The organism is Facklamia sp. P12945 (assembly GCF_050409485.1).
In the GTDB taxonomy this organism is placed as follows: Bacteria; Bacillota; Bacilli; order Lactobacillales; family Aerococcaceae; genus Facklamia.
The window spans coordinates 45,825-59,175 of record NZ_JBNUPJ010000007.1; the positions used below are offsets into that span (position 1 = coordinate 45,825).

Consider the following 13,351-nt stretch of genomic DNA (forward strand, 5'->3'; position numbering starts at 1 on the left):
CACTTTGAAAGGGATAAGCCTAATATGAATATCGAACTTGTTAAGTTAGAGAAAAAACATCAGCTACTATTAATGGAGATGATCGAAGAATGGAAAGAAGATATAGAAAAAAATCAAACAGATGGTTCGCCATCGGCCATCTTTCGTCATGATCCACATGATTTTGGAGGATATATTAAGAGTATAGAAGATAAAGAAGCTGTACACTCAGACCGTGTACCGGATTCGACCTTTTTTTGTCTCGACCGCAATCGGAATGTTTTGGTAGGGGCAGTGAATATTCGCCATTATTTAAATGATGATCTTTTACTAAAGGGTGGACATATAGGAGACGGTATTCGACCGAGTGAGCGACGCAAAGGTTATGCCACAGCAATGATAGGATTAGCACTAAAAGAGTGTAAACGAATCGGTATAAAAAGGGTTTTAATGATTTGTAATAAAGAAAATATTGGGTCCGCGAAATCCATTCAAAAAAATGGTGGCGTTTTAGAAAATGAAGTAGTTTATCCTGATGGCACTGTCGATCAAAGGTATTGGATAGAGCTAAGGGATGAATAATGAAGTATTATCTTTTCAAAAATTGTTCTATTTTTTGAGCATACTTAACTAGAAAATGATGTGTTAAAGACAAAGTATGTGGTGAATCGTTAAAAACAACTTGCAAAGGGCTTAAGGTATTTGTTAGAGTAAAAAAGTTAAAAACACAATTAGAAAGGTGACATTATTTTGCATTCGATAAACTTTGAAACATTTAAACGCTTTGCTTTTCCCGTTCATCTTGGAATTATCATGCCCTTAATTATGACTGCCATGCAGGGGCAAGTCGTATTCCCTGAAATGTTAGTTAAACTATCTGTTCTTTTACCCGTTTCAGTAATTCTTGGGGCTTATCTTCTTGATATACCAAAAATGTCTGAGCAATTCAATGAATTACTAGGTATCCAGCATCCAGAATGGTTAAAATTCGTAGTGGGACAATTCCCACCCGCCTTGATCTTTTCTTTTGTCATGGGCTTTCTTGGAGTATGGATGGAAGCGGGCATAAACGGCCAAGCTTTTTTGGGTGTTTTAAAGGGGATTCCCTTAACAGTTTTTATCTCTATGATTATTCAAATGCTCGTGAGCCTATTGATTGATAAGGGCTATCAAAAATGGTTCTTTTCAAATTAAGCAGTTAATTAAATAGAAAAAAACGGTTAACTAGATAATTCTACTAGTTAACCGTTTTTGATTAAGGAAGATTACTATAAAAAGTAGCGGTTAGAGCTTGAACGGTTAGTGAAACGAGACTGATAGCTATCCAACAAGAGAGGCCAAGTAAAATGGGTTTCTTTCCTTCTCTAATTAGTTCACTTAATTGAGAGTTTAACCCGATAGCCGCCATAGCCATACTGATAAAAAATTTAGCGAGAGTTTTTATCAGGGGAATAAACTTTTCGACGTAACTATAGGTAAATGCATTTGTTGGAAGAAGGTCCACTATGGAAGTGACTAAGGCAGCTAAAATAAAATAGAGAATAAATGTAGGAAGTAAGTGAAAAATAGTGGCTTTTGCGTGTTCATTTTCCTTACGAGCTTGCATCAAAGATAGACCTATCGTAATGGGAATAATGGCTAGTGTTCGTGTTAATTTGACCGTTACTGCAGCAGATAGGATGCCTTCCACTTGATAGAAGCTTTCTGCTGTCGCTGCTGCGGCAGTCACTGAAGAAGTGTCATTAACTGCAGAACCTGCGAAGATAGCAAAACCTTCTGTTCCTAATCCTAAGTTATAACCTAAAGTAGGGAAAATCAAAGCAGCCAGTACATTAAAAATAAAAATAATTGAAATAGCCTGAGCAACTTGCTTATCATCTGCTTCAATAACTGGAGCAGTGGCTGCAATTGCAGAACCTCCACAAATAGCTGATCCGACCCCAATTAAAGTCGCTAATTTCGTTTCCATCTTAAATTGCTTATGAAAGAACCAAGCAACCAGTAGCGCAATCGAGATAGTAGCAACTATTACAGGTAAGCTTTTGCTACCAACTTTAATAATCATTGAGAGGTTCAAGGAGAAACCTAATAAAACAACTGCCCATTGTAGGATGTTTTTCGCTGAAAAGCGAATACCGAGATGAAAAATGGCATGATTAGCTAATTGGGGCTGAATGAGACTGATGATCATGCCTATTAAGATAGCAAAGACGGGTGCTCCAATAATCGCCAGTGAAAAGTTTCCAATCGATACACTAGCTAAAAGGCTAGCAAAAATAGCAATCAAGAAACATAAAAGAAGTCCTGGAAGTTTATTTTTTACTGAGTTCATGTAAAGAGATCTCCTTTAATTTTATATCACATCTATCCTACCAAACTTTATTAATTAATAAAATAACAAAAACCCTACTTTTTCTAATAAAGATAGGCGAACTAGTTAGGCATAGAAATAAACAATGCAGATAAGTAGGATAATCGTCCCACAAAGGTGGCAAATAAGAGATATACTAGCTTCTCTTTTATATTGCTTCATTAAGAGTTGATCATAGGAAGTGAGTTTATCTTTAGGAAATTTCCTTCTGCCGATAAGATAGAGTAAGATATTTGAAGAGTTGTTTCCAGCGATATTAAAAATACCCCAAAATTTGGGATGTTTTAACCCTCGCGCCTTAGCATCAATAATAGTCATTTTATAGATGAAGTAAGCTAATAAGCTGCCAGAAGCCAGCGCAATGGTAGCGACAATTACAATTATAAATATTTTGATAGTTTCATTCATTTTTACGCCTCCTATATTCTTTGAATGATTTCATGAATAATGATTCCTGCCGTTATGGCCATTATAATAAAAATAGCAAGTAGCCACTCGACATGGTTAGGCATCAGGTGATGGAGTATGAATAGTGCTAAGATGATAGTTAAACTAATTAAAATAATCTTAAATAAATGTTTGTTACTACGAACTACATTTGAACTTTCTTGATAATGATTAATCAATTTTTCGTCTCCTTTCATCAATTGATCCAGACTGATTTGATAAAGATTGCTAAGGTCTATGACACTCCGAATATCAGGGTAATTTTTCTCGTTTTCCCAATTTGAAACGGATTGACGAGTAACCCCAATTTTTTCTGCAACTTCTTCTTGAGTTAAATTTGCATGCAAGCGTGCTGTTTTGAGTTGTTGGCCAAGACTCATAATGTCGCCTCCTTCTGTTTTAAATTTAGCATTTTCACTTGATATGTCTAGCGAAAGTCTTTTACATTCGTAAAATAATAGTGGAAAAGATGTTTTACATGACCCTATCATCCATTTTAAGACCTTGATGGGCAAATTTAATCAAAAATTACTAATAAATGATATAATAGGCTCTGTTAAAAAAACTGAAAACACAAAATATCATGTTTGAAGTTAAGTTGGAACGAAAAGAGGGGGATACAATGAACAGGTTAAATTTTTGGTCTAACCAAGTACAGGGAATTCAAACGCTCTATTCTAGTCGTAAACTACGTTTTAGTAAGGAAAATGCCAATGCTTATCAAACCATTTTTAATATCGATCAAAAACTTCCTCTTAGAATTTTAGAAATAGGTTGTGGGCCGGGTGCTTTATGTCAGGTATTAAAAGATTGGTACCCGAATGCCAATGTAATTGGATTAGACCGCGATCACAACTTTATAGAATTTGCTAAAGAAAATATTCCTGAAGTTGAATTTTTAGAGGGTGATATTTATAAGCTTCCTTTTGAGGAAAATAGTTTGATGTTATTCTTTCGAATACAGTGGTTGAGCACATTGAAACAAACACTTTCTTTAAAACACAGTATCATTTATTAAAATCCGGAGGAGTCTGTCTTTGTCTCAGTCAAGCTCAAGGGGTCATTCACCAAGCACCGGCTTTGCTTTCTTTTAATGAAGATGAAAATACCTTTTGGCAGCAGATTGAAGTCTTAACAAACGGCCAAGATGATAGTATCCAAACTTTTCAACTAGGTAAGTATAAATTAAACGAGCAAGAATTGCCTCAAACAATGGAAAAGTTTGGTTTCCAAGACGTCTCAATGTCCTATGTTACGACTCATTTGACCCCGGATAATCCACAAGTAAGTGATCGCTTGGCTCATGCGATGATTGAGAGCGACCGTCTCGGTGATCTTGAAATATTGAACAGATTATTCAAGAATCCCCTTTTAAAAGAATTACAAAAAGACATTGAACAAATGATTGCAAAGACCAATCAAAAGTATGATAAAAGATGGGTGCTTTATCAAAAGGGCCAAAAACAGTGGGATACGAAGATTTCTACTACCAACGTCCTTAGAGGAATAAAATGAAGCCATTAAAACTTATTGAAAGATCTTTTTCTTTCACTAAGTTTTTGGTGATTGTAATTAGTGCTTCAACTTGTTACTATTTATTGAGATATGGAGGAGTAGCAATGAGAAATTTAGATTTATTAAACGGTAAGATATTTAAAACAATGTTGAAATTATCGACGCCTTTAATGTTAACTGCTTTTATTCAAATGACTTACACTTTAACCGATATTGCCTGGATTGGAAGACTCTCTACTGAGGCTGTAGCTGCAGCAGGACAAGTTGGCTTTGCTTTGTGGATTGCTTCGAGTTTGATGTTGATCCCTCGAATTGGAATGAGTGTCCTGACGGCACAAGCCTATGGGGCACGAGATGAAAAGACAGCACGCTCTTATATTAACAATGGTTTTTGGTTAGCCCTTATAATGGGCCTTGCTTTTGGAGGCCTCTTAATTTTATTTAAAGATCCCTTTATTAATTTCTTCCAATTAGAAGATGACGTCAATCAACTGACTGAAGAATATTTGATTGTGATTGCTTCGGGTGTTTTTTTATTTTTTATTAACCCTGTTATATCTGGAGCCTATAATAGTTTAGGTAATAGTAAAACACCTTTTGCCGTCAATACTCTCGGACTGGTTATTAATATTATCTTAGATCCCATCTTAATTTTTGGCTTAGGGCCTCTTCCAGCCCTAGGGATTAAAGGGGCTGCTATGGCAACTATTTTTGCTCAGTTTATGGTACTTATTTTGTATCTTTATGCTATTTATCGCCAAGGAGATTTACTTTACCGCAGTCGCATCCACTTGTGGTCATTTAACAGTAAGAATCTAGGGCAAATCATTAAAGTAGGACTACCACCTTCTATTCAGTCGAATGCACACGCTTTAGTCAGTGTGTTACTAAATCGTTATGTTGCTTCCTATGGCGCTATGCCTTTAGCTGTTACCAGTGTGGGGTCAAACATTGAATCCATTTCATGGATGACCACTGAAGGTTTTGCAGTAGCGATTACGGCTATGGTAGGGCAGAATTATGGAGCTAAACTTTATGAACGAGTAGAAGGGATTTATCAAACGACCATTCGCTCCTTATTAGCCATTGGTTCATTTGCGACCTTAGTTCTTATCGTATTTAGAATGCAGTTCTTCAAGCTATTTATACCAGATGACCAGCAAGCTATCGCTTTAGGAGCTGTTTATTTACTTGTCTTTGGTTTAAGCCAATTATTTATGAGTTTTGAAATTGGTGGAAGTGGCTTCCTTAACGGTTTAGGAAATACTCAAGCCCCTGCAACTGTGAATACTGTTTGTAATTTGTTGAGAATCCCATTTGCTTGGCTGTTTATGCCTAATTATGGTGTGGTTGGAGTTTGGATTGCTATGTCTCTTTCCACTGCTTTAAAAGGAATAATTATTTACTTATTAGCCCGTAAGAATTGGAAAAAGCTCTACCTGTCTCATGCTAATTAGACATAAGAAAGTAGAGCTTAAATTAATTAATTATTCTCTTTTAAATTTGACACCCAATCTTTAGCATCTTGCACAATTTGAGGCGTAATTTGATGGGTATGTACCCATTCAATGGATAGGTCTGCTTGAATGTTTGTTAATTTTTTAATTAAGTCATTGTTTGCTTGCATACTACAGATTGGATCTGCCTCACCCATGGATAAGAAGAGTTGATGATTTGATAAATCTTTCTGCTGATCAATGGCCATAGGGTAGAGTGGGGCAAATAAAATTCCTTTATTAAAGCTTTCTGGATAGTGAATTAAGATATTTAAAGCAATATTAGATCCGTTTGAGAAGCCAATAAATATTACTTTACTTAAATCAAATCCTTTTTCACTACTCATCTTTTTGATGAATTCAACAAGCTCATCACTTCTTTCCGCTAGATCTTCTAAATCATAGAGACCTTCGGCCTTCCGTTTAAAATAACGGAGGGCTCCATTTTCGTTAACAGTTCCTCTTATAGAGAGAATATTAGCTGAAGATGAGATTTCTTTGGCTAAAGGAATAAGGTTAGTTTCGTCTCCTCCTGTACCGTGTAACAGGACAAAAGTGTATTCAGCATTATCAGCTGCGTGATAGATATATTCCATAATTACCTCCTACTTTGGTCTTTCAAGTTGAATGGTCTGTCCTAAAGTTGCATAATCATTACCCGCTAAACGACTGATCGGTTTTAACTGATCAGCAAGCACATAAGAATTCTGGTAAACTTCCTCAGAAAGATGGAAATGTACTACTCGCATCAAGAATAAGTCAGCTGAAACTTCTTTACCATTTGATGATGGGATCTCGATGTGTTGGTGTAATACTGTTTCATACCTTACTTTCATCTCAGCTATACCAGGCGTTTGAATTGTTTGACTGCTAGCAAGAGTGAATTGGGTTAAATCCAATTCACTCTTATTTTTTGGCAAATTGCTAGCTGTCAAATTGACTTCTTGTAAATTTTCTTGGTCTACGATGTGGAAAACGGCTTCTTTATTAGCTAGGATGTTTCGAGCGGTATCCTTCATCTTACCTTTTCTTTGAATGGACACCATGAGGATGGGTGGATTGTAAGCTACCATATTAAAGTAGGAAAAGGGTGCTAAATTTAAGCTTTGATCGTCATTTTGTGTGGCTATCATTGTAACAGGTCTAGGGATGACTGAACCAATTAAAACCTTATACTGATCTTTAGGTGATAAGTCTGTAACTTTATAAGATAACATATTATCTACTCGCCTAATCCACTATAAATTTAGGTAAAGATGACTCGATTTCTGAACGCTTAGACTCAAACTGTTCAGGTAGTTTTAATTGACTACCTAAATGATCGAAATCTTCATCTACTTGGAAGCCAGGTTCTTTAGTAGCAAATTCGAAAATGATGCCACCTTTTTCTCTTAAATAAATCGATTTAAAGTATTTACGATCTTTGACAGGAGTCAGATGATAATTCGCTTCTTTTAAATGGTCATGCCAAGCTTGAAGGTCAGTCAATCGATCAACTGACCAGGCTACATGATGAACAGTGCTTATGCCAAAACGTCCTAGTGGTTGTGCCTTTTTTAAAAGTAACACACGGTGTTTTTCAGGTCCGCTTAATTCGATGTGTAGGTATTCGTCAGCTTCTTCAACCAATTTGGCCCCCATTTCACGTGTTAACAAGTCAAGAGTCCCTTGAGGGTTGGTAGATAGGAGTACCAAGCCATAGAAACCGATAATTTCATTATTGTCTGAGCTTGTCTCAGCTTCGACTAAAGCAATATCTAGATCATGAGGATCTGAAAATTCTAAAGTGGCTGCAGAGAACATATTACTCTTATGATAAGTAATCTCATGTTTTTCTAATTGATTTTGCCAAGCTGTGAGGCTGCCCTTAGGAATAGAAAAAGCAATTCTTCCGACTTGCCCCCCGCCTTTTGTCCCTTTATGGTCATTATCCCATGGGAAGAAGGTCATAATTGTTCCATTATCAACCTTCGAATTCGCAAAATAGGTATGATAAACAGAAGGGTCATCAAAATTGACAGTTTGCTTAACAAGTTTTAAACCGAGGACTTTTGTATAAAAATCGTAGTTTTCTTGCACATTACCCACTATGGCACTAATATGATGAATACTTTGAATTTTATCAACCATGATTTATTCCCCTTTCCAAACAGTATCAAATGGGCGAACTTGACTTTCGATTGATTCTCTTTGACCTTCTAAGAATGGTGGTAAAGATAAGATTTCACCCAGATTCTCATAAGATTCGTCTCCCATAAAGCCAGGTCCATCAGTAGAGATTTCAATTAAAATGTGACCGATGCGAGCGTATAAAGCCTTAAAGTAATAGCGATCAACCAAACCAGAATTTCCAATTTCTAATTTTTGGTAACGATCTGCCCAAGCTTGAATCGCTTCGTCATCGGCTACTCGGAAGGATACGTGGTGAACAAGTCCATAACCTTGCTGCACTTGTGGAGTTTCAACGTCTTTGCGTAGAATAACTTGACCACCGTGTCCGCCTTCACCAACTTCTAAGAGTGCAACATCGTCATGTTCTTCGACAATACGCATTTCATAGATAGTTGTTAAGGCAGCTTTGAATTCTTCAAAGTAACCGACAGTAATTTCAATAGGCCCAAGGCCGTAAATAGCAAATTCTTCAGGAATAGGACCGTTTTTCCAAGGAATTCCTCCAGGGATACCCTCATTATTTTCATCTGAGAAGATTTGATAGGCTTGGCCATCTTCTTCTTCAAAAGCTAATACTTTGCTACCGAATAATTCTTTAATACCTTCATGTTTAACATTTTTTTCTTCAAAACGTTTTAAGTAATATTCTAAAGCCTCATCAGATTTTACACGCAAACCAATACGGGAAATTGAGTTTGTTCCTTTAACGCCTTCTGGTAAGTTAGGAAAATCAAAGAAAGTTACATCCGTACCAGCATTTCCACGGTCATCAGCAAAAAAAGTGTGATAAGTATGGATATCATCTTGGTTAACTGTTTTCTTAACCAAACGTAAGCCTAAAGTTTTTGTCATAAAGTCATAGTTTCTTTCTGCGCTATTTGTCATAGCTGTCACGTGGTGGATTCCTAATAAGTTGTTCATAAAATTTCCTCCTTTAAATTTAGAGAGTCAAAGCATTTAATAAGATTCGATTTTGTTATCTCGAATTCGAATTAAATTTAACATGAATGAACAGAAAATGCAAGCATTTTGTCTCGAATTTTACATTTCGCATTGTTTTATTATTTATTGAATGGTTTTAGTATAAAATAAGAGTGTGATGTTGATAAGGAATGTGTCTTGCAGTCAGTCTGTAATTTGCTAAAAGTGTGACGATCGAAATGTTATCTTATGATAATGAAGATTTTGTAGCTTTTAGTCAGCTGAAAGTCAAATCGAGAGCGAAGCTTATAAAAGTAGAAAGTGAAACTTAATTTAGAAAGTGCATTAGGGATATGGGAATTGCAAAAAATGCAATCATTGAGCTTGTTAAATTGGCACCTTTAGGAGATCCACTCGAAATTCGAGTGAGAGGTTATCAACTTTCGATTCGTAAGAGTGAAGCTGAATTAATTTAAACAACCCTTTTATCGGGAGGAGCGAAGCATGCGTAAAATTACCTTATTAGCTTATCTTAACTGTGGGAAGACCACACTTTTTAATCTGCTCACCGGATCTAATCAAAAGGTCGGAAATTGGCCGGGCGTGACGATTGATAAAAAGAGGGCTAATTTTAAACGAATCCTACCACGGTCATCGTTGATTTACCAGGCATTTTTTACCTTCCTATATAAAAGAAACTTTGTCACACGACTATCTATTAGATGAGCAGGCTGATATGATTTAAATGTAGTAGATGGGAATAGATTTGAAAGAAGTTTTTATTTAACTATCCTATTATTAGAGTTAGGAATCCCACTGGCTATTGTAGTGAATAGGGCAGCATAAGTTAAAAAAAGCATGGGATTAGATTCAATAGTTTTATCAGAATTCTTTCATTAAGTTGTTCTTTTCATTTCTGTTAATGAATTTTAAAACCCTTATGATTCTTTTCATAATTGTAGGAGGTTTAATTTATCTCCTAAAAAAGAATGGTAATCTTTTAAAGCCGGAAAGAACAAGTGGACATCTTGCACTGTAACGGATTGTCCTTTGGCCGGATTGAATGTTAAAACACCCACCAATATAGTAGGATGTTCCTGTGATAAAGTATCTGATGAAGAGCGACTAGTTATTCAAAGAGAAATTGCTCAGGCCAAAGTTAAATTTCAAAAAAATTAATAACTAACAGCTCTACTCTTTATATTGGTTTAGGCTGTTTTTGAATTAAAATAGAAATTTCCGTTCTTGACTTGACCGACTTTGAAAAGTATGAGACTCTAAAAAAGAAATAATAAAATAGAGAGGGCGTTTTGGATGCGAGATTTATCTTTTTTTAAAAAATCGATAATAATACTTACACTGATCAGTCTTGTAAATCTTTTGTATCCATATCAAGTCCTGGCTTTGGAGGCTTACTATTCTAAAAGTATTTATGTTTATAATTTAACAGAAGACAAAACCGAGTTGTCTTTAAAAGCCAACGTCTCTCGTAAACCTGCTTCCTTAGTAAAAATTATGACAACACTTGTTGCACTAGAACATATCGATAATCTATCAGCCTATGCTCCAGTGGATGAAGCCAGTTACTATCAGGCCATAGAAGAAGGCGCAGCTATGGCGGGTTATTATCCTTATGAGTCAACCACTTTTCGTGATTTGCTCTATGGCACCATGCTTCCTTCAGGAGCTGAAAGTGCAAATTCATTAGCACTTAATGTAGCCGGATCCAAAAAGACTTTTATTAAGTGGATGAATGAAAAAGCTGAAGAATTAAAATTAAAAAAAACTAAGTTTAAAAGCGTGGATGGCATGGATCAAGCAGGTCAAGTAACTACTGCTAAGGAAATCGCTATGTTATTGAAAGAAGCTTTAAAAAATGGTCATTTTGAAGCAATCTTTAAACGTAAAGACTATTTATCGACGGCAACTAATGCCCATCCCTCAGGTGTTTATATGGAAAGTACTGTTTTCAAAAAATTGCGGGAATTTTATCAAGACGGTTTTGAGATTACTGGTGGCAAATCTGGTACTACCTATGGAGCCGGTTTATGCTGGGCCACTTTAGCTGAAAAAGATGGTAAAGAATATATAGTGGTTGTCATGGGTTCAGAATTAAATGATCTTAATAACCGAGTAGAAGGACAAGTGCTGGATACACTTAAAATTCTTTCAGAACTATAGTAAAAAACGGAAGAAAACTTATAAATAATATTAAAAAGGACTCTCAAAGTGTACTGACCTCCTAAATCCGGATGCGGAATTAGGAGGTCATATGTATGTCTAAAGATAATTTTGACTGGCGATTAAAGGTAGTAATAGAAAAGGAAAAGGGTGACAAGCGATGGAAGAAAAGAGCCATCGCGAAGATATGGATTGAGTTTTGCAAGCTTCAGGAATTAATTGTTTATCAGAAACTGCTTTAGAATCTTTTCTAAAGTGTGGGATAGCTTCAATGTTAATGAGGGTAAAATGTTCAAACTTATAACGCTATTCCATCGTTTTCAAGAGGTGAATTTATAGTAGATAATCCCGAAGACATAAAGAAAGTTCATGAGCTAGACTTAGAAACGGGGCAAAGGCTGTTCCCTGGTCGACAAGTTTTAGTAGTTACACAAGCAGACAACGAAAATGCATTCCTATATAATCACATTGTTATAAACAACCCGAATCCAATTGGTGTATCAAACTATCAAGATCTAATAATCGTTGGGTAAATATACAGCCTAAGCACGACGAAATACTAGGAGAATTTGGTGCGAATGTAATTACTTATCAAAAGATAAAGCGATTAATTGTAGAACGATTAGCGAAATTAAAACAGCTGACAAGGGTAAATGTGTTTGGAAAGACGATTTAAGAGAGAATCCTAGAATCCCTAGCCAATTCTGAAGTTGTGACCATGAAGAAGTTTAAAGAGGATATATTATTAAATTATAAAGTAGATGCGAGGGAACGAAAGCATGGTAATTTATCCTATTAATTATAGACGAAGATTTTATAGAGCAAAAAATAAGAGCTGATAAATTGGGAACTCTTTATGCTAAAGAAAAACTTCACTTAGCTATTGAATGAAATACGCAAGGTCAACCAAAGCCCGCAGGAAAGAAAACTGCACAAAAGAAATCGTCAGCAATAAAACGCTCACCAATCACACAAACGTCTCTAATAAACGTACAAGTGGTAGAAAACGACGGAAACAAAGATTATAGCGATCTGTTCAAAGAAGAACCTACACAAACAACAAAAAAGTTAAGAAGAAGGTTAAACCTAAAAAAGAAGATACACCAGCTTTTAAACCAGCAAATAATGAAGATTTTTACGATGTAAAGAGAAAGTCTGCTAAATCGATAGAAGACGTACAAAAAATAGTAAAAGAAAGATACGAGGAAGCTTTGATAGATAGCAAGTACAAAGAAACACTAGAATATAAGATAACTAAAGCCAAGGAGGAAGAAGCAAAAAAACAAGAACTACGTGATAGATAATTATTTACTTAATATCAAAAAATAAAAGTAGCTCTCAAAAGCTGAAAACTACTTTAAACAAATATTAACTTTACAACTTAAGACAGCTAACTAGCTTGAATACTCTGAGGACAGACACCAAATAAAGGTAAATAAGTGAGTAAACTTATAACAGCCGTAAGAATACCAGCTATTTTATAAAACTTCTTTTTTCATTCATCACTTTCCTTATACCAAAGAAAGACAAAAATACCTAATAATATAGAAGCTAATACTAAAATACTTTAAAATTAGAAAAAAAGAATTCATTAAAAGCTAGTTTTTAACTCTAACTTTTTGGAATCACCTTATAGCCACTTTGATGTGGCTGTTTTTATCTAGTTTAAAGCTTTTTTATAGATTGCTCTGGATACTTTCAACGTATGATTTTTGTGTTCACCAATTTTAGTAAATTTATTGGCCTCAAGTTAATTGACTAGATAGTTGATATATTATGCTTTAAGATCAATTTCTGTAAGCTAGCAGGCAATCCAATTGGCTGGAAGAAATTGCGTGTGGTTTCAATAGCTGTTTTTTCTTCTCGTCTGATCTTTTTAACCGTTAAAACTTTACTAATGATGATTGAGAAGGTATCGATAGGATCACCATTAAAAGCAGCAGTCATAAATTACTCCCACCAATGACTGCCCCCCTCCTGTGGTTAAAATAAAGTTCAAGCTTTCAGATTTTATTTTATCTACTGTTTTCAGAAGTTTTTCATAATATGAGATTGCACACAATCTCATAGACTTCACTCCAGTGACTTTGCCTCAGAATGATTACTATTTTATCGAAGCTAGCAACTTTTAGACAGTTTCTCAGCCAAAAATGATTAATACTCTGCTATTATTGGGAATTGACTGGACAATAATGTGTCCTAATTAAATGAGAAATGTGATGGATTATAATATATGAAGTTTCTAATCGTCATAGCTAAGCCTTCTGTT

General features: G+C 35.3%; 16 protein-coding genes and 2 pseudogenes. 10 read left to right on the forward strand and 8 right to left on the reverse strand.

Annotated elements, in window-relative coordinates; all coding sequences use genetic code 11:
* Positions 1-24 precede the first annotated feature (24 nt).
* Positions 25-561 carry a GNAT family N-acetyltransferase gene (locus tag ACQV2X_RS03585; protein ID WP_428894242.1) on the forward strand — a complete coding sequence of 179 codons (537 nt, stop codon included), beginning with the start codon at positions 25-27 and terminating at the stop codon, positions 559-561.
* 168 nt (positions 562-729) lie between these two features.
* The gene (locus ACQV2X_RS03590; RefSeq protein ID WP_428894243.1) at positions 730-1,173 is read left to right on the forward strand and encodes a hypothetical protein; all 444 of its coding nucleotides are present in this window, start codon (positions 730-732) and stop codon (positions 1,171-1,173) included.
* Positions 1,174-1,234: 61 nt separating this feature from the next.
* On the opposite strand, the gene ACQV2X_RS03595 is transcribed toward ACQV2X_RS03590, so the two are convergent.
* The 3 genes from ACQV2X_RS03595 to ACQV2X_RS03605 form a co-directional block, all read right to left on the reverse strand.
* Positions 1,235-2,311, reverse strand: coding sequence for a YeiH family protein (locus tag ACQV2X_RS03595; protein ID WP_428891674.1), 1,077 nt, complete (start codon positions 2,309-2,311; stop codon positions 1,235-1,237).
* Between the two features lie 105 nt (positions 2,312-2,416).
* Positions 2,417-2,758, reverse strand: a complete 342-nt coding sequence (locus ACQV2X_RS03600) for a hypothetical protein (protein WP_428881657.1) — start codon at positions 2,756-2,758, stop codon at positions 2,417-2,419.
* 11 nt (positions 2,759-2,769) lie between these two features.
* Positions 2,770-3,177 (reverse strand): helix-turn-helix domain-containing protein, encoded by a 408-nt coding sequence (locus tag ACQV2X_RS03605; protein WP_428872707.1) that lies wholly within the window; start codon positions 3,175-3,177, stop codon positions 2,770-2,772.
* A gap of 242 nt (positions 3,178-3,419) precedes the next feature.
* On the opposite strand from ACQV2X_RS03605, the gene ACQV2X_RS03610 reads away from it, so the two are divergent.
* The 3 genes from ACQV2X_RS03610 (at position 3,420) to ACQV2X_RS03620 (ending at position 5,769) form a co-directional block, all read left to right on the forward strand.
* Entirely contained in the window at positions 3,420-3,815 is a 396-nt protein-coding gene (locus ACQV2X_RS03610; RefSeq protein WP_428885323.1) for a class I SAM-dependent methyltransferase, read from the forward strand.
* The gene (locus tag ACQV2X_RS03615) at positions 3,761-4,312 is read left to right on the forward strand and encodes a hypothetical protein (protein WP_428872710.1); all 552 of its coding nucleotides are present in this window, start codon (positions 3,761-3,763) and stop codon (positions 4,310-4,312) included. Before ACQV2X_RS03610 ends, ACQV2X_RS03615 begins: the two co-directional genes overlap by 55 nt.
* 104 nt (positions 4,313-4,416) lie before the next feature.
* Complete coding sequence (locus ACQV2X_RS03620; RefSeq protein WP_428894244.1) at positions 4,417-5,769, forward strand: MATE family efflux transporter; 1,353 nt, start codon at positions 4,417-4,419, stop codon at positions 5,767-5,769.
* A 26-nt stretch (positions 5,770-5,795) separates the two neighbouring features.
* On the opposite strand, the gene ACQV2X_RS03625 is transcribed toward ACQV2X_RS03620, so the two are convergent.
* From ACQV2X_RS03625 to ACQV2X_RS03640, 4 genes are read right to left on the reverse strand one after another with little or no spacing between them, the layout of a single operon-like run.
* Positions 5,796-6,404 (reverse strand): alpha/beta hydrolase, encoded by a 609-nt coding sequence (locus ACQV2X_RS03625; RefSeq protein ID WP_428894245.1) that lies wholly within the window; start codon positions 6,402-6,404, stop codon positions 5,796-5,798.
* A 9-nt stretch (positions 6,405-6,413) separates the two neighbouring features.
* Entirely contained in the window at positions 6,414-7,025 is a 612-nt protein-coding gene (locus tag ACQV2X_RS03630) for a flavin reductase family protein (RefSeq protein ID WP_428872713.1), read from the reverse strand.
* Positions 7,026-7,038: 13 nt separating this feature from the next.
* Positions 7,039-7,938, reverse strand: a complete 900-nt coding sequence (locus tag ACQV2X_RS03635) for a VOC family protein (RefSeq protein WP_428872714.1) — start codon at positions 7,936-7,938, stop codon at positions 7,039-7,041.
* 3 nt (positions 7,939-7,941) lie between these two features.
* On the reverse strand, positions 7,942-8,901 hold the full coding sequence (locus tag ACQV2X_RS03640) for a VOC family protein (protein WP_428872715.1): 960 nt from the start codon (positions 8,899-8,901) through the stop codon (positions 7,942-7,944).
* 335 nt (positions 8,902-9,236) lie between these two features.
* Here ACQV2X_RS03640 and ACQV2X_RS03645 point away from each other — a divergent pair.
* From ACQV2X_RS03645 to ACQV2X_RS03665, 5 genes and pseudogenes are all read left to right on the forward strand, one after another.
* Positions 9,237-9,377, forward strand: a pseudogene (locus tag ACQV2X_RS03645) (FeoA family protein); the annotation flags it as partial.
* A gap of 28 nt (positions 9,378-9,405) precedes the next feature.
* A complete protein-coding gene (locus ACQV2X_RS03650) occupies positions 9,406-9,627 on the forward strand; it encodes a FeoB small GTPase domain-containing protein (RefSeq protein WP_428894246.1) in 222 nt (73 codons plus the stop codon).
* Positions 9,628-10,215: 588 nt separating this feature from the next.
* Positions 10,216-11,082, forward strand: a complete 867-nt coding sequence (locus ACQV2X_RS03655; protein ID WP_428874910.1) for a D-alanyl-D-alanine carboxypeptidase family protein — start codon at positions 10,216-10,218, stop codon at positions 11,080-11,082.
* 95 nt (positions 11,083-11,177) lie between these two features.
* A complete protein-coding gene (locus tag ACQV2X_RS03660; RefSeq protein WP_428875785.1) occupies positions 11,178-11,324 on the forward strand; it encodes a hypothetical protein in 147 nt (48 codons plus the stop codon).
* 60 nt (positions 11,325-11,384) lie between these two features.
* Positions 11,385-11,615: pseudogene (locus tag ACQV2X_RS03665) on the forward strand (hypothetical protein); the annotation flags it as partial.
* A 1,225-nt stretch (positions 11,616-12,840) separates the two neighbouring features.
* Here ACQV2X_RS03665 and ACQV2X_RS03670 read toward each other — a convergent pair.
* Positions 12,841-13,029 carry a hypothetical protein gene (locus ACQV2X_RS03670; protein ID WP_428872720.1) on the reverse strand — a complete coding sequence of 63 codons (189 nt, stop codon included), beginning with the start codon at positions 13,027-13,029 and terminating at the stop codon, positions 12,841-12,843.
* Positions 13,030-13,351 lie beyond the last annotated feature (322 nt).

Coding starts and splice junctions, on each gene's coding strand:
- ACQV2X_RS03640 (WP_428872715.1), bottom strand. CDS start 8,901: ATGAACAACTTATTAGGAATCCACCACGTGACAGCTATGACAAATAGC.
- ACQV2X_RS03660 (WP_428875785.1), top strand. CDS start 11,178: ATGTCTAAAGATAATTTTGACTGGCGATTAAAGGTAGTAATAGAAAAG.
- ACQV2X_RS03655 (WP_428874910.1), top strand. CDS start 10,216: ATGCGAGATTTATCTTTTTTTAAAAAATCGATAATAATACTTACACTG.
- ACQV2X_RS03600 (WP_428881657.1), bottom strand. CDS start 2,758: ATGAATGAAACTATCAAAATATTTATAATTGTAATTGTCGCTACCATT.
- ACQV2X_RS03595 (WP_428891674.1), bottom strand. CDS start 2,311: ATGAACTCAGTAAAAAATAAACTTCCAGGACTTCTTTTATGTTTCTTG.
- ACQV2X_RS03670 (WP_428872720.1), bottom strand. CDS start 13,029: ATGACTGCTGCTTTTAATGGTGATCCTATCGATACCTTCTCAATCATC.
- ACQV2X_RS03650 (WP_428894246.1), top strand. CDS start 9,406: ATGCGTAAAATTACCTTATTAGCTTATCTTAACTGTGGGAAGACCACA.
- ACQV2X_RS03620 (WP_428894244.1), top strand. CDS start 4,417: ATGAGAAATTTAGATTTATTAAACGGTAAGATATTTAAAACAATGTTG.
- ACQV2X_RS03625 (WP_428894245.1), bottom strand. CDS start 6,404: ATGGAATATATCTATCACGCAGCTGATAATGCTGAATACACTTTTGTC.
- ACQV2X_RS03630 (WP_428872713.1), bottom strand. CDS start 7,025: ATGTTATCTTATAAAGTTACAGACTTATCACCTAAAGATCAGTATAAG.
- ACQV2X_RS03635 (WP_428872714.1), bottom strand. CDS start 7,938: ATGGTTGATAAAATTCAAAGTATTCATCATATTAGTGCCATAGTGGGT.
- ACQV2X_RS03610 (WP_428885323.1), top strand. CDS start 3,420: ATGAACAGGTTAAATTTTTGGTCTAACCAAGTACAGGGAATTCAAACG.
- ACQV2X_RS03605 (WP_428872707.1), bottom strand. CDS start 3,177: ATGAGTCTTGGCCAACAACTCAAAACAGCACGCTTGCATGCAAATTTA.
- ACQV2X_RS03585 (WP_428894242.1), top strand. CDS start 25: ATGAATATCGAACTTGTTAAGTTAGAGAAAAAACATCAGCTACTATTA.